We start from the raw sequence: 25,113 nt of genomic DNA, 5'->3' as shown, positions 1-25,113 counted from the left end.
AATCAACCTAAAAACTATTTTGCCTTCTTCCGCTCTACGTTCATTGTAGGGTTAGAAGTTTTAATTCTTTTCTTACTCTCTGTACCTTTTCCAGACTTCAAATATTCTTGATACCCTCTACCTCTAAACTCATATATTGTGCCACTTTCTGGATGATATAATTCTATGGTATTATCGTTAATAACGTATAATTCAAAATAGTCATTACCAAAGAAATCATAATCCAAAGTCAGGGTTTTCAATGAATTATCCCCTTGAACATTAAAGACTTGGTAATCACCTTCAAAATCCCATCGTAGATTTGAAATACTAGAGTTTGGTGCATTTAAAGAAGACCTAAAATATCTTGGTAAAAACTGTAAATAATTTTCATTATCAAAATCATTTAACGCACCTGTTTCACTGGTATAAATTTTCTCCCAAGCATCATATTCTTGAATGAAATAATTTATGTTATCATAGAAAACCATGTCATAATCAAAATTATTTATTTGGTACCCTTTTAAGTAATATGAAGTATCTGTACTGGCATCATACAACTCTATGGTATTATTGTTTACCGCATAAACTTCTAAAAACCAAGAGCCATCAATATCATGATTTATATCTACAGTACCTCTTAACGTTCCATAAGTTCCTACATCAATACCATAGCCGCCACCTGTTTTACCAATACCTACAATATTATTATTTGCATACAATACTCCCCGGTCAAAAGAAACCGTAAATGCCCTTTGTAGAAATGGTACTTCACCATTACCTCTAGTAGCATTAATATCTACATACCATAAATCATAACTCTGTAAAACTTGGTCGGTATTAAATGCCGACTCTTCTATAAAATCATCTTCAATAATTACTTCTGTATAACAAGAAACCATTAAAGTTGCCAATAGGAAATATCCTGTAAGTAGTTTTAGTGTTTTCATAAGATTTCATTTAATAGGTTATCTACCTAGAAACAATCTCCATGCCAAAATTTTACAAGACTGATTCTAATCATATTATGATCATGCAAATAATTGGTAAATTTACACTATGAACGAGAATGCGAAATTTGCGGTTTTAGGTGGAGGAAGTTGGGCTACGGCTATTGTAAAAATGCTAACTAACAATCAAGAAGAGATAGGTTGGTACATGCGTAATACCGATGCTATTGAGCACATTAAAACTCAAAAACACAACCCAAATTATCTTACTTCGGTAGAATTTAAATCAGAGCAACTGTTCTTGACGAATGATATTAACGAAGCAGTCAATTATGCAGATGTTTTAATTTTCGCGATACCTTCTGCTTTTTTAGTTGGAGAATTAGAAAAATTAACGGCTTGTTTGAAGGATAAAATTATCTTTTCGGCAATTAAAGGTATTGTACCAGAATCAGGATTGATAGTTGGGGAGCATTTTCATAATACGTATGAAATTCCTTTTGAACATATTGGTGTTATTACCGGTCCATGCCATGCTGAAGAAGTAGCCATGGAGCGTCTATCATACTTGACCATTGCTTGTGCAGATACTGAAAAGGCAGAACTAGTAGCCAATAACCTAGCTAGTGCTTATATTAAAACCAGTATCAGTAAAGATATCATCGGGACCGAATATGCCGCTATGCTGAAAAATATTTATGCCATTGCAGCGGGTATTGCACATGGTCTAGGTTACGGAGACAACTTTCAAAGTGTTTTGATGAGTAATGCTATTCGAGAAATGAAGCGTTATACCAAACGTATTCATAAATTAGATCGCAACATTAACAAGTCTGCCTATTTAGGAGATTTATTGGTGACCGGGTATTCTATATTTAGCCGTAACAGAATGTTTGGCAATATGATTGGCAAGGGATACACCGTAAAAAGTGCCCAAATGGAAATGAGTATGATCGCCGAAGGATATTATGCCGCAAAAAGTGCTTATAAAATAAAAGAGAACTTTACAAAAAAGGTCAAAACTCCAATTATTGACGCTGTCTATAAAGTTCTCTATGAAAATAAGAATCCTAAAAAGGTATTTCTTGATTTAACCGATCAGTTAGATTAACGTCTCTCTAAAGAAAAATCTGAATGCTCTTTCAATTCTGCATTCAAGGTTGTTCTCCATTCTTCGATTACGTCATCAGTAACCTTAAACCTAGTTTTAAACTCTGCAAGTAAAGGTTCCATAAGCGTTCTTATGCTATCTATATCAAAATATAGCCTACCGGTTCTTCTAATGAAGAAATCCATAGGGGTTTGCACCATTTCATAATCTATACCAAATGCTAATTCTGCCTTGGCTAAACGTACGTATTTATCGGCTTCTACTATACCCTTGTAATTTTCAAGAATAGTTTCTGTTTGCTTACCGTAGTTGGTTACCAAAAACCAAGCATCGTGCTTTGTAAAACCATCTTCCTTAATTAGACCGTACACCTCATCAATGTACTTTTTAACATGTTTAAATTTCTTGAAATCAACATTACCACACAGAAATATTTTCTCTGTAAAACACTCTTTTAAAACAGTATCATGTTTCTCTTCCATTTTCTTGGCAATGCGATCCACTACTCTTTCGGCCATCTTTCTATAGCCTGTAAGCTTACCACCCGCAATACTGATCAAACCTGAGTCTGACACAAAAATCTCATCTTTTCTAGATAGCTCTGAAGCAGATTTACCTTCTTCATGAATAAGCGGACGTAAACCTGCCCAAGAAGAAACAATGTCTTCCAATTCAAGATTAATATCCGGGAACATGTTATTAACCGCAGATATTAAATAAATAGCATCTGCAAGATCTGTCCTTACCTTATTTTTATTATCATTATAATTGGTATCCGTAGTACCTACATACGTAATTTTACCTCTTGGAATAGCAAACATCATTCTACCATCTGGTATATCAAAATAACAAGATTGCTTAACCGGTAGTTTTTCATAAGGGAACACCAAGTGAACACCTTTTGTTAAATGAAGCTGTTTTCCTTTTTTAGAATTGTTAAGACTTCTTAACTCATCTACCCACGGACCGGCTGCACTTATTACGTATTTAGATTTAATGGTAAATTCTTTGTCCGTAACCGTATCTATTGCTTTAACACCGGCAACTTTATCATTTTCATATACAAACTCATTCACTTTGGCATAATTTAATGCTTGGGCACCGAACAAAAGACTGGTCTTTATATTTTCAATGGTTAAACGAGCATCATCTGTTCTGTACTCTGCATAATACCCTGCACCATTCAAAATCTTTTTAGGCAATAAAGGTTCTAATTTCAAGGCTTCCTTTTTCTCCAGCATCTTTCGTTTATCATCACCCGTAACCTGAGCTAGAATATCATACACCTTAAGACCAATAGATGTTAACCACTTACCATAAGATCCATTTTCTATTAATGGCAATAACATCTTTTCAGGTAAAACCAAGTGTGGCGCCAATTTATGTACAATAGCACGTTCTGAGCCTACTTCTTTCACCAACCAAAAATCGAACTGCTTTAAATATCGCAATCCGCCATGTATGAGTTTCGTTGATTTACTACTGGTTCCAGAAGCAAAATCTCCTTTTTCTAACACCGCTACTTTTAAGCCACGCGATGCAGCATCTAATGCAATACCGCCACCGGTAATCCCCCCTCCTATAACCACCAAATCAAAATCCTCAGATGCTAAATTATCTATTGTTTTTTGACGTTCTAAATTGGTAAATTTTATATTCTTCATCAGTAGATGTCTATTTTATTTGAAACGATTATTTAGGTCGCAATTAGACCAAAACCTAACATTTATAAGCAAAGATAGAACTAGTGTTATGCTATTCTATGCTCTATAAAATTAATAAATTGTAAAATTGATATTTATGCTACTCTTCTTCTTCCCAACCTTTTGATCGTTCTACAGCCTTTTGCCATTTTTTGTACAAACGTTTTCTTTTCACTCGATCAAAAGTTGGCTTAAAGATTTGATTCATCGGTCGGCTTTGATCAATGTCTGATTGTTCCCAAAAACCAACTTGAATTCCTGCAAGAAATGCTGCGCCCATTGCTGTTGATTCAATAATTTCTGGTCGGTGAACTTCAGAATCTAAAATATCTGCCTGAAACTGCATTAAATGATTGTTTGCACATGCACCGCCATCTACTCTTAAATTCTTAAGCTGAATACCAGAATCATCTTCCATTGCCTTTAAAATATCTTTGGTTTGATATGCCAACGCCTCTAGAGTTGCCTTTGCCAAATGTGCTTTACCTGTATCTCTTGTTAAACCAAAAACGGCTCCTCTGGCATACATATCCCAATACGGTGCTCCAAGACCCGCGAAAGCTGGCACCACATATACTGGATTTTCCCCTTCAATAGAATTTGCTAATTCTTCAGTTTCCTTGGCATCTTTAATAAGTTCTAGACCATCTCGTAACCACTGTATGGCAGCTCCTGCAATGAAAATACTTCCTTCCAAGGCATAATTGACCTTACCGTCTAAACCATAGGCTATTGTTGTTAAAAGTCCGTTTTTAGAAAACTGAGGTTTTTCACCGGTATTCATCAACATAAAACAGCCGGTACCGTACGTATTCTTTGCGGAACCTTTCTTAAAACAAGCCTGACCAAACAAAGCTGCTTGTTGGTCACCCGCAATACCAGCAATAGGTATTTTAACACCATCCAACTCATAATCTCCAAAATCTGCAGAAGATGGTTTTACGTCTGGCAACATTGTTTTAGGTATGCCTAGCGCTTTTAACAGTTTATCGTCCCATTTCAGATTAACAATATCATAAACCATGGTACGTGATGCATTGGTATAATCGGTTACGTGATTGTGGTCTTTTGTCATATTCCAGACCAACCAAGTATCTATAGTACCCATAAGTAAATCTCCTGCCTTGACTTTCTCTTTTGCGCCATCAACATTATCTAATATCCATTTTACCTTGGTTCCTGAAAAATAGGAATCAATAACCAACCCCGTAGTTTTCTTTACGTGCTCCGTAAGTCCTATTTTCTTCAGATGCTCACAGATATCTGCCGTACGCTTGTCTTGCCAAACAATGGCATTATATACAGGTTCTCCCGTATTTTTATCCCAAACTACCGTTGTTTCCCTTTGATTAGTGATCCCTATACCAACTATCTCGTTTGGTTTTACGTTCTCTTTTTCTAGAAGCTCTTTTAAAACAGCCATCTGAGAGGACAGTATTTCTTTTGGGTCATGTTCTACCCAGCCAGATTTTGGAAAAATTTGTTTGAATTCTTTTTGGACCATTCCTTTAATGGTACCGTCATGGTCTACCAACAAAGCCCTAGAGCTTGTAGTTCCCTGATCTAATGATACTATAAATTGCCTTGACATGTGCTTTAAGTTATTTTCCTAAATATAGCGGAATTAAAGCTGATTGCAAAGACCGGAAGACTTAATGGTTTTTATTAAAACTATATTCTCGTTCTACTAAACAAACGCGAACAGTGTATGAATTATACCAATCTGCTATCCCTTTTTGTTGTGCCAATAAATGATCGGTCTGTTGTTTCCAATCATGAATTGCATCTAAGCTCTCCCAATAACTTACGGTAATTCCAATTTCTTCCCTGGCACTTTCTATACCAATAAAACCAGGTTGCTTTTTGGCCAATTGCTCCATAAAATGGGCCATTTTGCCATATCCATTATCACCTGTTGTTCTAGTAGATATAAAAATAACAGCGTAATAGGGTTTCTTCATGGTTTATTGTATAAAGTCTTTTTCTATGAAATATGTAACAATCGCTTCTTTCATCAGTACAGATTGCTCCCCTGCCTTTAAAGAGGGTAATTCTTCAACTACATTATAATGAGGCCAGCCATCTTCATCAAAAAAACTGAATTCATAGAACCCGTATGGCTCCAAAAGACGACAAATAGCTATATGCATTAAATCTAACTTATCGTCTTTTTTATATTTTCTATGGTATTGTCCTAATTCTTGAACGCCCACCAAATAAATAATTGCATCTAGCTCTAAAGGATCTCCGTCAGAAAACTTTGTCGAAAGCTTTTCTACCAATAAATCCCATCGTTCTTTTAATTGTATATCCCTAGCCATATAATTTACTTCAACTGTAGTATGATACAGACCTTGCAAAGGTACAAATCAAAGTTCTATATTTGTTAAAACACTTTACGAATGGGACTTTTAGATATTTTACTTGGATTACCTTTAATATGGGGTCTATGGAAGGGATATAAAAACGGACTTTTCATGGAAATTGCTTCTATTGTTGCACTTGTTGCAGGTATTTTTGGAGCGATTCACTTTTCATATATCACGGGAGAATATTTATCTGAGCATTTACATTGGGATGAACGCAACATGAGTATCATTGCCTTCATAATTACACTGGTGCTTATCATCATCATTGTCAATTTGGCCGGAAAGCTTTTAACAAAAGTTGCCAACTTTGCTATGTTGGGTACTTTAAACAAAATTGCCGGTGGTATTTTCGGTGCTTTAAAAGTTGCTATATTATTGGGTGCTGCTTTTATATTCTTTGACCGCATAGACAACACCTTCAATTTAATTACGGAAGAGACTAAAGAGAAATCTATTCTGTATCAACCTATTAAAGATATTGGAGCCTTAATTTTTGACACTGTACTGGTGGGTGAAGCTCCTTCAAAAAATGTATCAGACGAACCGATAATCATCTAAACCCTATTGCCCGCTAATCTTACTTTTTGCACACTTTATCGAATAAGCATTTTACTTGACACCCTGCGTTTAATTTTTCTATAATATTACTCCATCGATAACCCAAATCGAATACGAGAGCTTAGAACACTCTTAACTTTTTACCTACTTCGCTACGCCGAGAGGCTATTTAATTAAAAGACACTTATATGAAAATGAGATTGCTTTACGCGGTCCCTGTCTTTTTATTGCTTTTTCTTGGTTCTTGTACAAGCGAATCTCTTGATGAAGCGCCCGTACTTGAAGCTGAAAACGTTTTAACTATAGAGCAGGACCTACTGGACATTGTTAATGAGCACAGATTAAGTTTAAACACCAATGCGTTAGCTTTTAGTGATGTAGCCTATAAATATGCCAATCTTCATACAGATTACATGATTTCTAAAGGGAGTATTAGCCATGATAACTTTAGCTCAAGAGCATCTAACATTGATTCTGAAATAAGTGTTGAAATGGTTGCCGAGAATGTAGCCAAAGATTACCAAACTGCCTTAGAGGCTTTTGAAGGATGGTACATTAGTAGCAGCCATAAAAAAACTATGGAGGGCGATTTTACCCACACCGGTATTAGTGTTAAGAAAGATGACTTTGGCAATTATTATTTTACCCAACTTTTCTACAAGCAGTAAACCCATATAACTTCTCTACCTATTTAAAGGCTCTACTATAGTTAAATAGCTGAGAGGTTTAATTGTAGATGAAGGCAATAAATTACATGAAATGCACTTTTCTACGGTGTAATTTTAAATACAATTTAGCGAGAGACCTGAATATCACCATTATGGGTAGCTTAACGAATTTTTAAGACCCTGTGTAGATGATTTAATACTAGCGCTAATCAACAAGACTATTTTTGGCACTCACTAAAAAATAGTTTCCCTACATGAAATCCACCTTCATCTATTCAGTTCTAATTTTAGCCCTTTTATCATCTTGTTCAAAAAACCAAAACTTTACAGATTACGAAGAAAATTCTGAATATACACTAACAAAATATACATTAGCCTCTTCTAAAAATCACAATACCATTGAAGCTGAACTTTTTGAACTAATAAATAATTACAGAACTGATTTAGGATTGAACAAGTTGGTATTTGAAAATGCTACCTATTACTATGCTAGCCTTCATACCAATTATATGATTTCTAAAAAAAGTACAAGCCACGATAATTTTAGTAAACGCGCAGAATATATTTCTGAACGATTAGACGCCGATTTTGTGTCTGAAAATGTTGCTCGTAACTATGAAACCATTGAAGATGCTTTTGCTGCATGGTTAAAAAACCCCGGACACAAAAAAAATATTGAAGGCGAATACAATTACTCAGCTATCAGTATTGTTCAAAGTAGTAATGGAGATTATTATTTCACTCAAATATTTGTAAGGTAATTAAAACGTTTATCTATACTTTATAAAAGCCTTTGCAACCCAAAGGCTTTTTTTATGCTTACCTTTTAGGTGAAAAAAAAGCGTTTCTTTAACTTTCACTTAAATTCACAGAAATGAGTATACAAGCACCATTTAACCTTAATAAATGGATTGAAGAAAACAGAGCTTCATTAAAACCCCCTGTTGGGAACAAAAATTTATACAAAGATGCCGGCGATTACATAGTCATGATCGTTGCCGGACCAAATGCGAGAAAAGATTATCATTATAACGAAACGGAAGAGCTGTTCTATCAACTTGAAGGGAACATAGAAGTGCATATTCAAGAAAACGGTAAAAAACGCACTATGCAATTAGGACCTGGAGATATGTATTTGCACCCAGCTAAAGTGCCACATTCCCCAGTTCGTAGAGAAGGATCTATAGGTCTGGTCATAGAGCGCAAACGTGATCATATGAACGTGGACGACGGACTATTATGGTTTTGTGATAATTGTAACCACAAATTATATGAAGCCTATTTTACCCTTCATGACATTGAAAAAGATTTCTTATCTCACTTCAAATATTTTTACAGCTCAAAAGAATTAAGAACTTGTGATAACTGTGGTACGGTTATGCCAGTAGACGAACGTTTTATATCTAAAGAAGAATGATACTAATAGCAAAAATAATTACCGCTCTTGTAGCCCTGATCCATATTTATATTCTTTGGTTTGAAATGTTTGCATGGACAACAACAGGTAGAAAGGTTTTTCAGAATTTTCCAAAAGACTTATTTGAACCTACCAAATCAATGGCAGCAAACCAAGGGCTTTATAATGGTTTTTTAGCTGCTGGGTTGATCTGGTCTTTTTTCATAACAGATATACAATGGTCTGCAAATGTTGCCCTCTTCTTTTTAGCTTGCGTTGCTATTGCTGGGGCTTATGGCGCACTAACCGTGAGCAAAAAGATATTCATAGTACAAAGTATACCTGCATCAATAGGAATCATTTTGTGGTCAATTATTAAATTCTCTTAGCCACAATTTCTTCTACACAAGGATAAAATTCTTTGTATTTTTGTAATATATCTAACATTAATTACGTAAAAAGTTATAAAATGTCAAAAATAGCAGCAGATTTCGGAATACATGATGCCCTAAAAGCATTAGGAATTAAAGATATCAACGAAGGTACTTCAACGGGGTCTAACCAATTTTCATCTGGAGAGGTTATCTCATCATACTCACCTGTAGATGGTTCATTAATTGCAAAGGTCAAAACCACAACAGTAGCTGACTATGAAAAAGTAATGTCTACTGCAACTACAGCTTTTAAAGAATGGAGAACAAAACCTGCACCGCAACGTGGAGAAGTTGTTAGACAGTTTGGCGACAAACTAAGAGAATTAAAAGAACCGCTAGGTAAACTTGTTTCTTACGAAATGGGAAAAAGTTACCAAGAAGGTTTGGGCGAAGTTCAAGAAATGATAGATATCTGTGATTTTGCAGTAGGTCTTTCCCGCCAATTACATGGATTAACAATGCATTCTGAAAGGCCTGGCCATAGAATGTACGAGCAATATCATTCATTAGGTGTTGTAGGTATTATTTCTGCATTTAATTTTCCTGTTGCCGTTTGGGCGTGGAACACAGCTTTAGCCTGGATCTGTGGGGATGTTTGTGTTTGGAAACCATCAGAAAAAACTCCTTTATGTGGCGTAGCTTGCCAAAACATAGCTGCATCGGTAATGAAAGCCAATAATCTACCTGAAGGTATTTCTTGCTTAATTAATGGCGATTATAAGATCGGTGAATTAATGACCCAAGACAAAAGAGTACCGTTAGTATCCGCTACCGGATCAATTAGAATGGGAAAAATAGTTGCACAGGCTGTTGCTGCCAGACTTGGAAAATCTTTGCTTGAACTTGGCGGAAACAATGCAATTATAGTTACACCGGATGCCGACTTAAAAATGACCGTAATAGGTGCTGTATTTGGTGCCGTAGGTACTGCAGGGCAACGTTGTACCTCCACTAGAAGATTGATTATTCATGAATCTATGTATGATAAGGTAAAAGATGCGGTTGTTGCGGCATATCAACAATTAAGAATTGGTAACCCGTTAGATGAAAACAATCATGTGGGTCCATTGATTGATACAGATGCGGTTGCACAATACAACAAGGCTTTAGAAAAAGTAGTAAAAGAAGGTGGCAAATTAATTGTTGAAGGCGGTGTGTTAGAAGGTGAAGGTTACGAAAGTGGCTGTTATGTAAAACCTGCCATTGCAGAAGCTGAAAATGATTTTGAAATTGTACAGCACGAAACTTTTGCACCTGTACTTTACTTATTAAAATATACCGGTGATGTTGAAAATGCAATTGCTATTCAAAATGGCGTAGTACAAGGATTGTCTTCTGCTATAATGACCAATAATCTACGTGAAGCTGAACGTTTTCTTTCTGCTTGGGGAAGTGATTGTGGTATTGCCAATGTAAACATAGGTACTTCTGGTGCTGAAATTGGTGGAGCTTTTGGTGGTGAGAAAGAAACCGGCGGTGGTCGCGAAAGTGGTTCTGATGCATGGAAAGTTTACATGAGAAGACAAACCAACACAATCAACTATACCACTGAACTTCCTTTGGCACAGGGTATAAAATTTGATCTATAATAAACTCAAAATTTTCTTTGCATGTTTATAACAATGCTCTAGGCAGCTTTTGAATTGGATGGTTCACTTGACCAACTACCATGAAGCAACGCTTGTAAGCCCAGAACAATAAACATGCAAAGGAAATTTATAATACCTTTTATTTTTTTCTTCATTTTGCAGTGTAATATCCTCTGTAACAAACTAGTAAAATATTACACTTGGTTCAATAATTTCTGTACAGGTATACCTAATTATTGTATAGTTGGATTCTAGAACACTTCACTTTTAAGCATAAAAAAATCCTGTCGACATATGAAGACAGGATTTTTTAACCAACTAACTCAAACTTGAAATTATACCATCAATGCCCAATCTTTGTGGGGAGATGTATACCGTTTAAATACATACGCAAAAATGCAATTAATAGTTGTCGCTCCATACACTTTTTTTATCATCTAACTCTTAGATTGTATAGTTTGTTTAGTATTTTACATATATGGATTTCACATAATGATTGATTGTAAGGTAATTAGGTGACAATCTTTTAACATTTTTAAGATTTTTTTAATAAATTGTGCGCTAAACACTAAACATTACGTACAATGACAAGAACAATCAAGTATTTATTTTTGATGTTGATTACCATTGTAGTCGGTACTTACTTCTTTATAACCTGTTGCAGCGAGTGTGGTGCGGCGGTTACAAGTACAGAGCCCACTACTGAAAAGGTAATCGTAAAAGAGCCCTCGGCAACATCGTATCCATTCGCAATTGACGGAAACGGATTTGCCTACAATACCAATGACAATTATAATTTTAACATTTCTTCACAAGAGATTTTAATGCCTTTAAGTGCTGAATTGACTAAAGGAGTATCTGGTCTTAAGAGTCACTTAGATGCAAATAGCAATAATGTTATTAACGTAACAGGATACTATACAAGTGAAGAAGAGAACAATACGGCATTTCCTAATTTAGGACTTGCAAGAGCAAATTCCATTAAAAACGATTTGGCTTCTAGAGGTTTCTCTACTGCACAAATTAATACGCAAGGAAAACTCATGGACGAAATGGTGCCAAAAGAAAACACCTATTGGGGTGCTGCTTCATTTGGACTGGTAGAAAAATCTGCCACTGCAGACGATGATCTTAAGGCTTTGTATGAAAAAATAAATGCTGATCCGTTAATTCTATATTTCAACACTGCAGAAGCATCAATTCACTTAGATGCCGCTCAGAGACAAAAGGTTGCCGATATTTCTAGATATTTAGATAAAGTTTCTGATGCTAAGGCAAGCGTTGTTGGTCATACAGATGCAACTGGTCAAGCAAGCACTAATATGAGACTAGGTCAAGATAGAGCAGAATTCGCAAAAAATTACTTAATGCAAAACGGAATAGCTGCAGACAAAATAATTGCTACGTCTAAAGGACAAACGCAACCAATTGCTACTAATGCCACAGAAGAAGGCAGAGTAAAAAATAGACGAACAGTTATTACATTAAAATAAAACATACACTAATCCTATAAATAAGTAAAATCATGAATTTTGAAAATATGAACATTTGGTGCTGGATAATTCCATTATTAGTAGGTCTTATCTGCGGTATTTTAGGTTATCTACTTGGTAGCCGTTCTGCCAAGGTAATTGACAACTCTGCTGAAATCAATAGTCTTACTGCCAGTAATACGAAGCTTAAAGGCGAATTGTCAGATTTAAACAATCTTAAAGCAAGCAACAGTAAATTAAAAGCTGATTTAGAAGCTTGTAACCAAAGAGTAATTGCTGCAAGCAAGGTCGTAACACCTGCCCCTGCTGCGCCAAGTGCCCCAAGCACTAATTTAGGTGCATCTGCAGCCTCTTTTGCTGCCGGTGCCGCTACAAGTAGCGCTCTAGCTTTTGACGGCTCTGCTGCTAAGGCTGCATTTGGAAAAACCATTAAGCAAGACGATTTAAAACTTGTAGAAGGTATTGGTCCAAAAATTGAAGGTATGTTCAAAGACCACGGTATTAAAACCTGGAAAGAACTTTCTGAGGCTAGCTTAGAAGCATGTCAAAAAATATTGGATACTGGTGGAACTAGATACAAGATTCATGATCCTGCATCTTGGCCGCTACAAGCTAAAATGTGTTATGAAGGCAAGTGGGAAGAACTTGTTAAGTGGCAAGACGAGCACAAGCACGGTAAACTATAATCTACCGTTCAAAGCAAAAAAAATCCCGATCATTTCTGATCGGGATTTTTTATTTTATAATGCTCCGTTTGCCTCTACCCACTTAAAGTGATATTGATCTTCCGGAAATTTCATACGCTCTGCAATTCTTTCCAATCTTGCAGGCAACTTAATTAAGTAGTCACGAGCTTTCTCTGCTTCTTCGTTCAAAGAACGAACAGAATCTAACTCCCAATATGCATTTAGCTTACTTAAAATATCAACATAATCTTGTGCAGTATACACACCTAAACGTTGTGCGCAGTTAGAGAAGTTCTCAAAAGCAGAACCTATTGTACCACCAGACTCACGCAAAAAGTGCGCTGGCATTACAATCTTCTTCTTCATCATATCCGCAAAGGCAATCATCATACCAGATGGATCTTCACCTAAAATAGTCTTCACAAATTCTCTATACGCCAAATGGTGTCTCATTTCATCACCGGCAATGATCGTACACATTTTACCCAATAAGGCATTTCCTTTCTTCTTGGCCATCTGCCCAACACGCTTGTGCGAAATATTGGTAGCTAATTCTTGAAATGAGGTATATACAAAGTTTTTATATGGATCACGATCGGTACCAATATCAAAACCATCAGATATTAAATGTTGCGTAGTTATTTCAATTTCCCTCATATTTACCCTTCCAGATAAATAAAGATATTTGTTCAACACATCTCCATGTCTATTTTCTTCTGCCGTCCAAGCACGAACCCATTTTGCCCAACCATTTGTTTTATAGTCACCATGTTGATCAATACCAACAACATCCATTAACCAAGATTCATACGTTGGCAATGCTTCTTCGGTAATGGTATCCGCTACCATTGTAACCCAAAAATCGTAACCCAAGTCTTTAGACTCTTCACGAATATCTTTTACTTCCTGTAAAAATGTATCTTTTTCAGAATCTGGTAAAAAATCTGTTGGTTGCCATATATCCTCTGGTTTTATAAGGAAAGACTCCATAAAACTTTCTACTTTAGGCTCTAAAGCCTGCATCACTTCTAATCTTATATTTTTAGTAGACATAGTTTAGTTTTTTCAATGATTGCCAAAATAACAATCTATTTTTTAGTAAAGTTAACGGTTTTCTTAGTTTCTGCCCGTTTCATCAGGATAAAAGGTATATACTGGATCACTCTGCCAATATTCTTTTGTATCTGCATTAAAGACAGTTAAAGGTCCTTTAAAGGCTGCACCTGTATCAATGTTCCAAACATTTGCCGCATTTTGTGGCGTTGTTTTGCCTATTCTGGTAACAGGAGTATGCCCTATATAGATTTCAGAATAATTCTTTAATCGCTTTGGGTAATGCATATGGTCTTTATCCAAATCTTGGTTTAAAGAAAGTGCAAGTTCCCATAACGTGCGATCCCAATAAAAGGTCTTCTTAAAATATTCATGCTCTATACCTTTTAAATTGGTAAAACCTGCATGTAAAAACAATCTGTTTTCTGGGTCCAAATAATAGTTCTCCAAGCTTTCATAAAACTTAATGTGCCTATCTTTTGTTTCTTGAGAAGCTCTGCCATAAGAATTTGAAGTTGCCTCGCCACCATGCATAAACCATGTTGGGTTATCTGCCTTACCGGTTAACCAATCATAACAAAGTTCATCATGATTACCCCTTAGATATATACAATTGTACTTTTCATTTAATTGTATTAGATAGTCTATAGTTTCAACAGCTTCGCTCCACCCATCAATATAATCTCCTAAAAAGATTATAGTATCATCTTCCGTTATAGCTGCTTTTTCAAGTACTTGCTTTAGAGCTTGTAACCCTGAATGAATATCACCTACAACCAATGTTCTTTTTGTACTCATTTAGCAAAAATCGCAATTATGGTTATCATGGCAAGGATAAAAATCACTAAAAAGAATATTTTCCAAAACGAGTATGGTCTATTTCCGCTCAATACGCCGGACTGCCCATTTATATAAAAATTGAATTCTTTACCATCATATCTATATGAACTTAGATATATGGGTAGTAAAATATGCTTAAATTTCTCGTTTGATAGTTTAATGTCAGCGTTTGCCACCCTTTGGGTGTCACCACCTATATCTCTTTTAATCCAATTATAGGCAATATTCTTCGCCTCTTGAAAAGATTTTTGGTGCCCTTCTTTTAAAGAGACTGTATATTTTTCAGTTACAAAACCAGATAAATATTTAGAGTTAAAAGCTACCAAGTCTTTTAAATTCCAAAAGGCAACTTTAGACGGTATTTCTTTTCGTTTCTTTTTTGATGCATTTATTAAAATATCATCCACAAAACCATCTACTCTGCCAGAGGCATATGTCCATTTGGTTTTTCTAACACGTCTAGTTCTTCTTGCCTTATTACTGTTATAGGTTTGTGTTTCATAGTAATAATCTCCTCGCTGCCCTTGGTATGATGCAAAAAGGTTAGCATCAAAAGTCCAATATGGTACATACAACCCATGCAATCCTTCTGGATCTAGAGCAGCTTTTTTCAATTTATCAGGAGCAAACCAAATTTTATCTACCCAAGCTTTAAATATTGCTTGTGCCTTAGTAGCATCCAACTGAAACGGAACCAGGGCGCCGGGCAATATCCAACCTTCTTTCTCAACATCTTCTCGTATTAAGGGTTCGCTACAATACACACAGTTAAGCGATTTGTAATTTTCCTCTATATGCTGGTTGGCGCCGCAATTTTTACAATGCAATAGCTCTATAGTTTCGGTATAGGCATTTTCACCAACAATTTTTAAATAGTGCTCCAGTTCTAACTCTTCAAAACTAGTTTTAGATGCCTCAATAAACTCCTCATACCCGCAGTACTCACACGTCAATTGATGTGAACCTGGCTTAAACTTTAGCTCAGCACCACAATTGGCACATGCTTTTTTATATTCCGATTGTTGAATATCATCCATAGAAAGTATCCCTTACCTTAAAAAGGTATTGCTTAAGATTATGCTGTTGGTAATGGTGGTGGCGTATTACCTCCCAAGAAAGATTTTAATTCCTCTATCTCTTTTAATGCAGTCCAATTAGGCATACCTTGTTTCCAGATCAACGAATCTCTATTAATGGTTCTACTAGCAAATAATTCTTTTAACTTATCATAAGTAACGGGACCTAATTGTTGACCGTTTACTGCATAGAAATAAGTTATTTGTGCAGGTATTGGCGGTGGCGCCTGTGTTTGCTGTGCTGCCTGACCACCTAAGGGCTGTGCCGAAGGTTGCCCCATTAAGCCCCCCATTTGTTGTGCCAATACAAAACCCATACCCATGCCCATACCGGCACCGGCTGTTCCTCCTTCATTTTTTGCCGCCAACTCCATTGCCTTAGCTGCCTTGAATTGAGCTAACTTGCCCATATCCAACTTATCTAATCGGCTGTATTCAAATATTTCCTTTTTAAGCTCTTCTGGCATTGAAACATTTTCAATGTAGAATTTCTCTAGCTCTATACCTATCCTATTAAATTCTGGCTGCATTACTACCTGGCAAGTCTCAGACAGTTCACTTGTATTAGCGGCATACAACTCAATAGGTAAATTAGCCTCGCCCACCGTATCTGTAAAACGGGTTACAATTAAGCTTTTTAAATGCTCATTAACCTCGTAGCTTGTGAAATTACCATCTGTACCCACAACATCTACAACAAACTTACCTGGATCATTAACTCTAAAACTATATGTACCAAAAGCACGAATTTCTACCAAACCAAATCTGTCATCACTTAATATGAACGGATTTTTAGTACCCCATTTTTCATCTGTAAACAAGCGTGTGTTCACAAAATATACCTCAGCTTTAAACGGACTATCAAATCCATATTTCCAACCTTTCAGAGTCGTTAAAATAGGTAGGTTCTGAGTATTTAAAGTATATGTGCCCGGTTTAAAAACATCTGCCAATTGACCCTCGTTAATAAAAACTGCGGTCTGCCCTTCTCTTACTATTAACTGGGCATTGTTCTTAATTTCATTTTGGTAACGTTCAAAACGATATACTATAGTATCGTCAGTATTATCTAACCATTCAATAATATCAATAAACTCGTGGCTTAACTTTTTCTTAATCTCATCAAATATGCTCATGGTCAGTATATGTTTTAAAATGTGTAATTCAAGATATGCAATTCAGTAATAGACCCAAAATACCAAGGGTATTAAATCATAAAAATAATATGCGAACCTTCATAATTTAATATTTCCTTAAGATTATTTAGGAAGTAGGTGTATTTTCTAATTAACTTAGACTTCCTAATTTTCTTTTTAGATCTATGAAAAAGGTATTCTGTATTGGAGAGTTGCTAATTGATTTTGTTGCTGAAAATCAAGGTAAAGATTTATCGAAAGCAAAAGAATTTTCTAAAAAAGCAGGTGGTGCACCAGCCAATGTGGCCTGCGCAATTAGTAAGTTAGGTGGTGACAGCCTTTTCGTTGGTGCCGTGGGCGATGACCCCTTTGGCACTTTTTTGCTTCGCATTCTTGAAAATGAAAAAGTTGATATTTCTTTTGCCCAAAAATGCGATACGTTTACAACCTTAGCTTTTGTTTCTATTGATGAAGATGGTGAACGAGACTTTGTTTTTAGCCGTGGGGCGGATAAAGAACTTACCTATGACTCATCGCTAAAATCTAATTTTAAAAATAACATTATTCACTTTGGCGCAGCCACTGCTCTTTTAGGTGGCGCTCTTGAAGAGACCTACAATAGATATTTATTTGACGGATTGACCAAAAATGCGTTCATCAGTTTTGACCCTAATTACAGAGTAGATCTTTGGAAAAACAAAGAGGATGTTTTTATACGTAAATGCCATGCTTTTATTGAGAAATCTCATTTATGCAAATTTAGCCTAGAGGAAGCACAACTACTTTCAGGTAAAGACAAGCTTGAAGATGCTTGCCAGTTCTTTCATGAAATGGGAACCCAAGTAATCGTTGTTACACTGGGAAGCGAAGGAACTTTACTTAGTACAAAAGATTTCTACAAAACTATACCAAGCATAAAAGTTACACCAAAAGATACTACCGGTGCAGGTGATGCATTTATTGGTTGTCTTTTACAGCAACTTGCAGAACACTCTAAAATAGATGATGTTTTGGTAAACGAATACCTTCTTTCTAACATGGTATCTAGAGCAAACAAAGCTGGTGCCATTACAACAGAGAATTTTGGGGCAATACAATCGTTACCTACATTACAACAACTAGACTCTTAATATGAACCAGGCTGAGTTACACCGATTATTGGCCTTAAAAAGTCAAAACAAAAAAGGTGGAATACCGTTAACCGCGTTATATGAGCAAAGATTGGCTACCAATCTTTCACTTATTAAAACACAGTTTTTTTCATTATACACAGAGAAAGAGCATAAAGCATTTTTCTATACTCTTTTAGATAAATTAGAATCGCTTTTTAAGGACCGACCTACCGAATTACAAAAACAAGATATTGCACGGTTAAATTCTGGAAACTGGTATCAAAGCGAACAAATGACCGGTATGCAGTTGTATGTTGATCGGTTTAATAAAGACATAAACGGACTCAAAGAAAAAATACCATATTTTGAAGATTTAGGTGTTAATTTCCTCCATTTAATGCCCATAACCACAAGACCTACGGGTGAAAACGATGGTGGTTACGCAGTAAACAGCTATCATGAAATTGACCCTAAATACGGCACAAAAAAAGACTTTTTAGCTTTCAGTAAAAAAGCTCGTGAGAACAATATGTTCTTAATGCTTGATTTTGTTGTTAACCATACGTCTGATGAGTTTATATGGGCAAAAAAAGCTAAGGAAGGTAGCCAGCACCATCAAAATTACTATTACACTTATTCTGACCGTCATATACCTGACGAGTTTGAAAAAACACTTCCTGAAATATTTCCACAATCTGCTCCGGGCAATTTCACCTATAACGCAGAAATGGAAAAATGGGTCATGACCTGTTTTAATACCTATCAATGGGATTTAAATTATAGAAACCCTGAAGTGTTTATAGAAATGCTTGGTAATTTAATGTCCCTCGCAAATTTAGGCGTAGACGTTATCCGTTTTGATGCTCTTGCTTTTTTATGGAAAAAACTAGGTACATCTTCACAAAACCTACCCGAGGCGCATACGCTCATCTCACTTTTTAGAATGTGCCTGCAAGTAATTGCACCAGGTGTAATTCTTTTGGCAGAAGCCATTGTAGCCCCCAGAAATATCATAAAATACTTTGGTGAAGACACTACAGAAGGTAACGAATGTGAAGTAGCTTACAACGCTTCGTTAATGGCTTTATTATGGAATTCTATTGCTACTAAAAAAGCATCTTTACTAGTAAAAAGTGTAACTGAAATTCCCGCAAAACCTAATGACGCCACTTGGATCAATTACATTCGTTGCCATGATGATATAGGTCTTGGTTATGAAGATGACTTCGTACGCGCTACGGGTTATGACCCTAGTGCCCACAAACAATTTATTTTAAACTATTACTGCGGAAAATTAGAATGGTCTCCCGCCAAAGGGTTAATTTTTATGTATAATCCTAAGAACGGAGATGGTAGAATTACAGGTAGTGCCGCCTCTTTACTTGGGCTAGAAACCGCTTTAGAACAAAACAACAAGAGTAGTATTGACTATGCTATCACCAAAATCTTGATGATGCACGGTATCATTTTAACCTACGGAGGTATACCAATGATATATGCCGGAGATGAAATTGCTACCTTAAACGACTATTCTTACGAAGAAAACGAAGATCATGTAAATGACAATCGTTGGGTAAATAGACCCATGCAGAATTGGAGTGTTGTCTCTACATTAAAAAAAGAAAAGGACAGCCCGTCAGCTATTATATTTAACGGATTAAAGCATATGATTTGCCTTCGAAAAGAGCAAAGCGTATTTGCCGATACGAACAATCTTAAAATTCATAGTTGCCCCAACGAGCATGTATTTGTCTATCAAAGAACACATGAAAATGAAAGTATTTGGGTGTTGTCTAATTTTAATGAAGTTACAGAAACTTTAAATATAAGTTGGCTGCTTTCTATTGGTGTTCATGCGGGTAAAAACTCTATTGATTTGCTTACAGGAAAATCATTTGAACTTATTCATAACGAGCTGCCTTTAAAACCCTTTGAACAAATTTGGATCAAGAATATTTAACCTTCCTAAGTACACGGAGGGCTTCTTTAAGTGAAGCATTTACCCTTGGATATTTTGGCTTTAAGACTTGCCTTGCATTTTCCATTAGTTCTTTTGCCTCTTCAAAACCGTTAAGAAAACATATCAAATAAGAATCTGCCAAATATTTTAATTGCTTCACTTCGGGTATCGTCAATTCAGTATTCTGCTTAGCCTTTGCCACCAAAGCATTATTGCTCTTGTAAATTCTTTCTAGCTCTTCATGATCATGTATTGGCGGCTCAAAAAGTAAATCGCTCGTAATTTGATACGTGCCATTTTCACTGAATTTAATAACCACCTTTTCTAACGGATAATATTTCTGCTTGGCAGCCAGACCAAGCTGCACATATTCAATTGTGGTGAATGAATCATTGTCATAGGTAATAGTTACCTCATCTAAATTAGAGTAGAATAATTTTACTTGCTCATTGATCAATTCAATATCTACCCTATAAAAATAAGTTTCTCCATTGACCACTTTTTTATTACCGGCCCAACAAACTACAAACTGCTCCTTGAACACTTTATAATCGCTCTCTAAATCTTTATGCCTGTGATTTATAAAATCGATGACACCGTCTAAAGTCAGCTCAATATTATTTTTGGCATGTTGCTCAATGGTAGCAACAGCTTCTGAATTGCTATCTTTCAATTCAATTTCAAAGACCTTTGGCAAACTAATACTACCTTCTCTAAAAAATACAGAACCACCATAGTACTTCCATATATTTTTTCTCAATGAACATATTTTTCCAATAGATTTTATAGTCACTAAACCTACTACTTTACCTTCTGGTAAATGCGGAAATGGAATATTTTCGTAAGAAATTAATGGCGGATTATCTAAATAAGCGTTCACTAGATTTTGAATTTTACTATCATCAAAAAAATCTACGCCTACTATTTTATTATCCTCATCTTCAACACCAATTACTATGAACGAATTATTTGCCGGATTGCTATTTGCCAACGCACAAACGTGCTTTAAAAACTTACCCTTACCTTCTTTCTCCCCTATTGAAATAAAACGCTTTTTATCATAAAAACTATTTTCGTCATTGTGTGCGAGCAAGTTTTTTACCAATAGGCGTTTATTAATCATAGGTTATAATTTTGGCTTTTGGCTTTTGGCTTTTGGCTTTTGGCTTTTGGCTTTTGGCTTTTGGCTTTTGGCTTTTGGCTTTTGGCTTTAAAGATTTTATTCTAAAATCTTTTCATAGCATTAATTTTTATCTACAATGGTTGAAGACGCTTGTGCTGTTGGCATTACCACCAAATCTGCAATATTCACATGATAAGGTCTCGTTACAACAAAGTGAATGATATCTGCAATATCCTCTGGTTTTAAGGGCTGAAATCCCTTGTACACCTTATCTGCCCTATCTTCATCTCCTTTAAAACGAACATTGCTGAACTCTGTCTCCACCAATCCGGGGTTTACTGCGCCAACACGAACCCCCGTACCATTAAAATCAATGCGCATTCCTTGATTTATGGCATCTACTGCATGTTTACTGGCACAATACACATTTCCTTTCGGGTAGACTTCTTTACCTGCCGTAGAACCAATGTTGATGATATGACCAGACTTACGCGCTATCATTTGCGGAATAACTGCCTTTGAAACATACAACAAGCCTTTTACATTGATATCTAACATAGCATCCCAATCATCTATGCTTCCTTCTTGAATGGTATCCATTCCATGAGCATTACCAGCATTGTTTATCAGAATATCTATTTCTGCAAATTCTTTTGGTAACGAATCAACCGCTTCTCTGACAGAATCCTTATTTCTAATATCAAAATTCAAGGTATGCACTTGTACTTCTTTGCCCAGTTCTTCTTTAAGGTCATCTAATCGATCTTGGCGTCTACCGCACAATACCAAATCTATACCGTTTTGGGCAAAAAGAATAGCTGTTGATTTTCCTATTCCGCTAGTAGCTCCTGTAATAAACGCTGTTTTTGTCATTTTCAATTTTAATTATGCAACTTCATGGCCTTCATTGGCTTCTAGCAAGATAAACCAATCTTGTATATCCATATCAATTGAAACAGCATCCATTGCCATTTTCAATCGTTTTGGTGTTGCCGTACCTACCACTGGGTGAATTTTAGATGGATGTTTTAAAATCCAAGCCAGCAAAAGTTGATCTTCTGTGGCATTATATTTTTTAGTGAAATCTGCCAATACCTTTTTAATCCGTGTATTTGCCTGAGAGTCTTCTCTGAAATAACTGCCAAGCGGACTCCAGCTCATGGCTAGTCTGTCATAAGTAATGCAATCGTCCAAAGTACCATTGTTCATTACCCCATTAGCAGACAATGAAAGTTCTACTTGATTTGCTTCTACGGGTATTTCCTTTTCTATAAGTTGAATTTGAGACGGTGAGAAATTTGACACTCCAAATTGCCTGATTTTCCCATCATTCTTTAACTTATCTATAGCTTCAGCAACCTCTGATGGGTTCATTAAAGGACTAGGCCTGTGCAACAAAAGCATATCTAAGTAATCTGTCTGTAGCATTTTCAAGGATCGCTCTACAGATGATATTATATAGTCTTTGCTATAATCATAATGCTTCACCCTATTTGATCGTTCCTTTACATGGAACTGAATTCCACATTTACTGATTAATTGAATATTCTCCCTTTTTATTGTACTTTCCTTGAACGCCTTTCCAAAATCTTCTTCAGTGGTATAATCACCATAAATATCTGCATGATCAAAAGTCGTAATATTATTATCTATGCAATGATTCATAAGCGATATCATATCTTTGGTAGCATGTTGTTTGCCCCATTTACCCCAGGTCATAGTACCTGCAATTATTCTAGAATATTTCAATGTATTATTATTTGAATAATGAAATTAAAAAGAAATCCCTTAAAACCTTCATAAAAATAAGGGGTTTTCCAATTTTTTAACCTATCATTAACAGCGACTGAATGAATAAATTTTCAATTTGCGTAACTGTTAAAATTAGAAGCCTTAACAATCAATAATATATAGTTTTAAATGGAAGAAAATACTTCAATTGACATTAGTGCTGTTAATGAGAAAATAGCAAAAGAAAGCGCTTTTATCGATTTACTGATGCTTGAAATGAATAAAGTAATCGTTGGCCAAAAATATATGGTAGAACGATTATTAATCGGACTTTTAGGACAAGGCCATATATTGCTGGAAGGTGTACCTGGTTTGGCAAAAACCTTGGCAATAAACACCCTTTCTAAGGCTGTAAAAGGTAGCTTCAGCAGAATTCAGTTTACGCCAGATTTACTTCCGGCAGATGTTGTAGGTACTTTGATATACAACATGAAACTGAATGATTTCTCCATTAAAAAAGGTCCAATCTTCGCCAACTTTGTTCTTGCAGATGAGATCAACCGTGCACCTGCCAAAGTACAATCTGCACTTTTAGAGGCCATGCAAGAAAAGCAAGTAACCATTGGCGACGAAACTTTTATTCTTGATAAGCCTTTCTTGGTAATGGCAACCCAAAACCCGGTTGAGCAAGAAGGAACGTACCCGTTACCTGAAGCACAGGTGGATCGTTTTATGTTGAAGACCGTTATAGATTATCCAAAAATTAACGAAGAGCAGTTGATCATGCGCCAAAATTTAAAAGGCAGCTATGAAACTGTAAATGCCGTAGTATCCATAGAACAAATACTTAGCGCACAAAAAGCAGTTCGTGAAGTTTATATGGACGAAAAAATTGAAAAATATATTCTTGACCTTGTATTCGCTACAAGATATCCAGAGAAATATAACTTAGAAAGCTTAAAACCTTTGATCAGTTTTGGGGCGTCTCCTAGAGGTAGTATCAACTTAGGTACCGCTGCAAAATGTTATGCTTTTATAAAGAGAAGAGGCTACGTGGTTCCAGAAGATGTACGTGCCGTTGTACTTGATGTTTTAAGACACAGAATAGGTATTACCTATGAAGCAGAAGCTGAGAATATTACTTCTGTTGATATCATCAACAAAATTGTAAACGAGATAGAAGTACCTTAATCCAGTTACAGTATTCTGCAATCAAATTTATTGAATGCCGAATATCATATTACTGCTAACGGAGACTGTAAACTGTTTACTAAAGAATGGATACTAAAGAGCTACTCAAAAAAGTACGGAAAATTGAAATAAAGACAAGACGTCTTTCTGACCATATATTTGGTGGGGAATACCACTCTACCTTTAAGGGTCGTGGTATGACTTTTAGTGAAGTACGACAGTATCAATTTGGTGATGATGTAAGAAATATAGATTGGAACGTTACCGCCCGTTATAACGAACCTTATATAAAGGTTTTTGAGGAAGAGCGAGAATTGACCATGATGCTTATGGTAGATATTAGTGGATCTGAGTTATTTGGTACTACTAATCAATTTAAAAATGAAATCATTACCGAAATATCGGCAACTTTAGCTTTTAGCGCACTTCAAAACAATGATAAAGTAGGTGTTATTCTCTTCTCTGACCAAATAGAACTTTTTATTCCGCCTAAAAAAGGAAAGACACATGTTCTGCGTATCATTAGAGAATTATTAGAATTTAAACCAAAAAGCAACAAGACAGATATTGCCCAAGCCATGAAATTCTTGAGTAGTGTCATGAAGAAGAAAGCTATTGTTTTTGTTCTATCTGATTTTATAGACGACGGATACGAAAAAACACTAAAAATTACTGGTAGCAAACATGATTTAACCGGAATTCGTGTGTATGACGAACGTGAAGAATCTATACCAAATTTAGGCATGGTACAAGTTGAGGATGCTGAAACCGGAAAATTACAATTGGTAAATACCAAGTCTAAAAAAGTACGTAACGCTTATGCAGAATTTCATAGAAACCGTGTTACTTACTTTAAAGAATCTTTCACAAAATCTGGATGCGGAGTTTTAGATTGTAGGGTAGATGAAAGCTATGTAAAAAAATTATTGGGCTATTTTAAAAGAAGAGGTTGATA

General features: G+C 35.7%; 25 protein-coding genes. 13 read left to right on the top strand and 12 right to left on the bottom strand.

Going from position 1 to position 25,113, the window contains the following annotated elements; all coding sequences use genetic code 11:
• Positions 1-14 precede the first annotated feature (14 nt).
• The gene (locus PXD56_RS10905) at positions 15-929 is read right to left on the bottom strand and encodes a nicotinic acid mononucleotide adenyltransferase (RefSeq protein ID WP_276493375.1); all 915 of its coding nucleotides are present in this window, start codon (positions 927-929) and stop codon (positions 15-17) included.
• Positions 930-1,038: 109 nt separating this feature from the next.
• On the opposite strand from PXD56_RS10905, the gene PXD56_RS10900 reads away from it, so the two are divergent.
• Entirely contained in the window at positions 1,039-2,040 is a 1,002-nt protein-coding gene (locus tag PXD56_RS10900) for an NAD(P)H-dependent glycerol-3-phosphate dehydrogenase (RefSeq protein WP_276493374.1), read from the top strand.
• On the opposite strand, the gene PXD56_RS10895 is transcribed toward PXD56_RS10900, so the two are convergent.
• From PXD56_RS10895 to PXD56_RS10880, 4 genes are all read right to left on the bottom strand, one after another.
• Entirely contained in the window at positions 2,037-3,704 is a 1,668-nt protein-coding gene (locus tag PXD56_RS10895) for a glycerol-3-phosphate dehydrogenase/oxidase (RefSeq protein ID WP_276493373.1), read from the bottom strand. The genes PXD56_RS10900 and PXD56_RS10895 overlap by 4 nt on opposite strands.
• A 139-nt stretch (positions 3,705-3,843) precedes the next feature.
• Positions 3,844-5,334 (bottom strand): glycerol kinase GlpK, encoded by a 1,491-nt coding sequence (glpK, locus tag PXD56_RS10890; RefSeq protein ID WP_276493372.1) that lies wholly within the window; start codon positions 5,332-5,334, stop codon positions 3,844-3,846.
• Positions 5,335-5,395: 61 nt separating this feature from the next.
• Positions 5,396-5,704 carry an antibiotic biosynthesis monooxygenase family protein gene (locus tag PXD56_RS10885; RefSeq protein WP_276493371.1) on the bottom strand — a complete coding sequence of 103 codons (309 nt, stop codon included), beginning with the start codon at positions 5,702-5,704 and terminating at the stop codon, positions 5,396-5,398.
• Positions 5,705-5,707: 3 nt separating this feature from the next.
• Positions 5,708-6,064, bottom strand: a complete 357-nt coding sequence (locus PXD56_RS10880) for a hypothetical protein (RefSeq protein ID WP_276493370.1) — start codon at positions 6,062-6,064, stop codon at positions 5,708-5,710.
• Between the two features lie 81 nt (positions 6,065-6,145).
• On the opposite strand from PXD56_RS10880, the gene PXD56_RS10875 reads away from it, so the two are divergent.
• From PXD56_RS10875 to PXD56_RS10840, 8 genes are all read left to right on the top strand, one after another.
• Positions 6,146-6,670: a CvpA family protein gene (locus PXD56_RS10875; protein WP_276493369.1), complete on the top strand. Its 525-nt coding sequence runs from the start codon at positions 6,146-6,148 to the stop codon at positions 6,668-6,670.
• A 188-nt stretch (positions 6,671-6,858) separates the two neighbouring features.
• Entirely contained in the window at positions 6,859-7,338 is a 480-nt protein-coding gene (locus PXD56_RS10870) for a CAP domain-containing protein (protein WP_276493368.1), read from the top strand.
• Between the two features lie 254 nt (positions 7,339-7,592).
• A complete protein-coding gene (locus PXD56_RS10865) occupies positions 7,593-8,099 on the top strand; it encodes a CAP domain-containing protein (RefSeq protein ID WP_276493367.1) in 507 nt (168 codons plus the stop codon).
• A 113-nt stretch (positions 8,100-8,212) separates the two neighbouring features.
• Positions 8,213-8,755 carry a 3-hydroxyanthranilate 3,4-dioxygenase gene (locus tag PXD56_RS10860; RefSeq protein ID WP_276493366.1) on the top strand — a complete coding sequence of 181 codons (543 nt, stop codon included), beginning with the start codon at positions 8,213-8,215 and terminating at the stop codon, positions 8,753-8,755.
• A complete protein-coding gene (locus tag PXD56_RS10855; protein WP_276493365.1) occupies positions 8,752-9,123 on the top strand; it encodes a DUF1304 domain-containing protein in 372 nt (123 codons plus the stop codon). Before PXD56_RS10860 ends, PXD56_RS10855 begins: the two co-directional genes overlap by 4 nt.
• A gap of 80 nt (positions 9,124-9,203) precedes the next feature.
• Positions 9,204-10,757, top strand: coding sequence for an L-piperidine-6-carboxylate dehydrogenase (amaB, locus tag PXD56_RS10850; protein WP_276493364.1), 1,554 nt, complete (start codon positions 9,204-9,206; stop codon positions 10,755-10,757).
• A gap of 584 nt (positions 10,758-11,341) precedes the next feature.
• Positions 11,342-12,250, top strand: coding sequence for an OmpA family protein (locus PXD56_RS10845; protein ID WP_276493363.1), 909 nt, complete (start codon positions 11,342-11,344; stop codon positions 12,248-12,250).
• 32 nt (positions 12,251-12,282) lie between these two features.
• Entirely contained in the window at positions 12,283-12,936 is a 654-nt protein-coding gene (locus PXD56_RS10840; protein ID WP_276493362.1) for a hypothetical protein, read from the top strand.
• 54 nt (positions 12,937-12,990) lie between these two features.
• Here PXD56_RS10840 and PXD56_RS10835 read toward each other — a convergent pair whose 3' ends face one another.
• The 4 genes from PXD56_RS10835 to PXD56_RS10820 all read right to left on the bottom strand — a co-directional run bounded on the left by PXD56_RS10835 (position 12,991) and on the right by PXD56_RS10820 (position 17,041).
• Positions 12,991-13,989: an acyl-ACP desaturase gene (locus PXD56_RS10835; protein WP_276493361.1), complete on the bottom strand. Its 999-nt coding sequence runs from the start codon at positions 13,987-13,989 to the stop codon at positions 12,991-12,993.
• Positions 13,990-14,052: 63 nt separating this feature from the next.
• Positions 14,053-14,787 (bottom strand): metallophosphoesterase family protein, encoded by a 735-nt coding sequence (locus PXD56_RS10830; protein WP_276493360.1) that lies wholly within the window; start codon positions 14,785-14,787, stop codon positions 14,053-14,055.
• Positions 14,784-15,866: a TFIIB-type zinc ribbon-containing protein gene (locus PXD56_RS10825; RefSeq protein ID WP_276493359.1), complete on the bottom strand. Its 1,083-nt coding sequence runs from the start codon at positions 15,864-15,866 to the stop codon at positions 14,784-14,786. The genes PXD56_RS10830 and PXD56_RS10825 overlap by 4 nt, the downstream gene beginning before the upstream one ends.
• Before the next feature lie 38 nt (positions 15,867-15,904).
• The gene (locus PXD56_RS10820; RefSeq protein ID WP_276493358.1) at positions 15,905-17,041 is read right to left on the bottom strand and encodes an SPFH domain-containing protein; all 1,137 of its coding nucleotides are present in this window, start codon (positions 17,039-17,041) and stop codon (positions 15,905-15,907) included.
• Between the two features lie 185 nt (positions 17,042-17,226).
• Between PXD56_RS10820 and PXD56_RS10815 the strand changes: the two genes are divergently transcribed.
• Together PXD56_RS10815 and PXD56_RS10810 are read left to right on the top strand one after the other, a co-directional pair.
• Positions 17,227-18,171, top strand: a complete 945-nt coding sequence (locus tag PXD56_RS10815; protein ID WP_276493357.1) for a carbohydrate kinase family protein — start codon at positions 17,227-17,229, stop codon at positions 18,169-18,171.
• A 1-nt stretch (position 18,172) separates the two neighbouring features.
• A complete protein-coding gene (locus PXD56_RS10810; protein ID WP_276493356.1) occupies positions 18,173-20,113 on the top strand; it encodes an amylosucrase in 1,941 nt (646 codons plus the stop codon).
• On the opposite strand, the gene PXD56_RS10805 is transcribed toward PXD56_RS10810, so the two are convergent.
• From PXD56_RS10805 to PXD56_RS10795, 3 genes are all read right to left on the bottom strand, one after another.
• Positions 20,100-21,236 carry an ATP-binding protein gene (locus PXD56_RS10805; protein ID WP_276493355.1) on the bottom strand — a complete coding sequence of 379 codons (1,137 nt, stop codon included), beginning with the start codon at positions 21,234-21,236 and terminating at the stop codon, positions 20,100-20,102. The two genes, PXD56_RS10810 and PXD56_RS10805, sit on opposite strands and share 14 nt — an antisense overlap.
• A gap of 120 nt (positions 21,237-21,356) precedes the next feature.
• Positions 21,357-22,109, bottom strand: a complete 753-nt coding sequence (locus PXD56_RS10800) for an SDR family NAD(P)-dependent oxidoreductase (RefSeq protein WP_276493354.1) — start codon at positions 22,107-22,109, stop codon at positions 21,357-21,359.
• Between the two features lie 12 nt (positions 22,110-22,121).
• Positions 22,122-22,985 (bottom strand): aldo/keto reductase, encoded by an 864-nt coding sequence (locus tag PXD56_RS10795; protein ID WP_276493353.1) that lies wholly within the window; start codon positions 22,983-22,985, stop codon positions 22,122-22,124.
• A gap of 171 nt (positions 22,986-23,156) precedes the next feature.
• On the opposite strand from PXD56_RS10795, the gene PXD56_RS10790 reads away from it, so the two are divergent.
• Both PXD56_RS10790 and PXD56_RS10785 read left to right on the top strand, forming a co-directional pair.
• Positions 23,157-24,158 (top strand): AAA family ATPase, encoded by a 1,002-nt coding sequence (locus PXD56_RS10790; protein ID WP_036157390.1) that lies wholly within the window; start codon positions 23,157-23,159, stop codon positions 24,156-24,158.
• Positions 24,159-24,244: 86 nt separating this feature from the next.
• Positions 24,245-25,111: a DUF58 domain-containing protein gene (locus PXD56_RS10785; RefSeq protein ID WP_276493352.1), complete on the top strand. Its 867-nt coding sequence runs from the start codon at positions 24,245-24,247 to the stop codon at positions 25,109-25,111.
• The last annotated feature ends 2 nt before the right edge of the window (positions 25,112-25,113 follow it).

The sequence above is a fragment of the Maribacter zhoushanensis genome (assembly GCF_029350975.1).
GTDB lineage: Bacteria > Bacteroidota > Bacteroidia > Flavobacteriales > Flavobacteriaceae > Maribacter > Maribacter zhoushanensis.
This window is presented reverse-complemented; position numbering and strand designations above follow the sequence as displayed.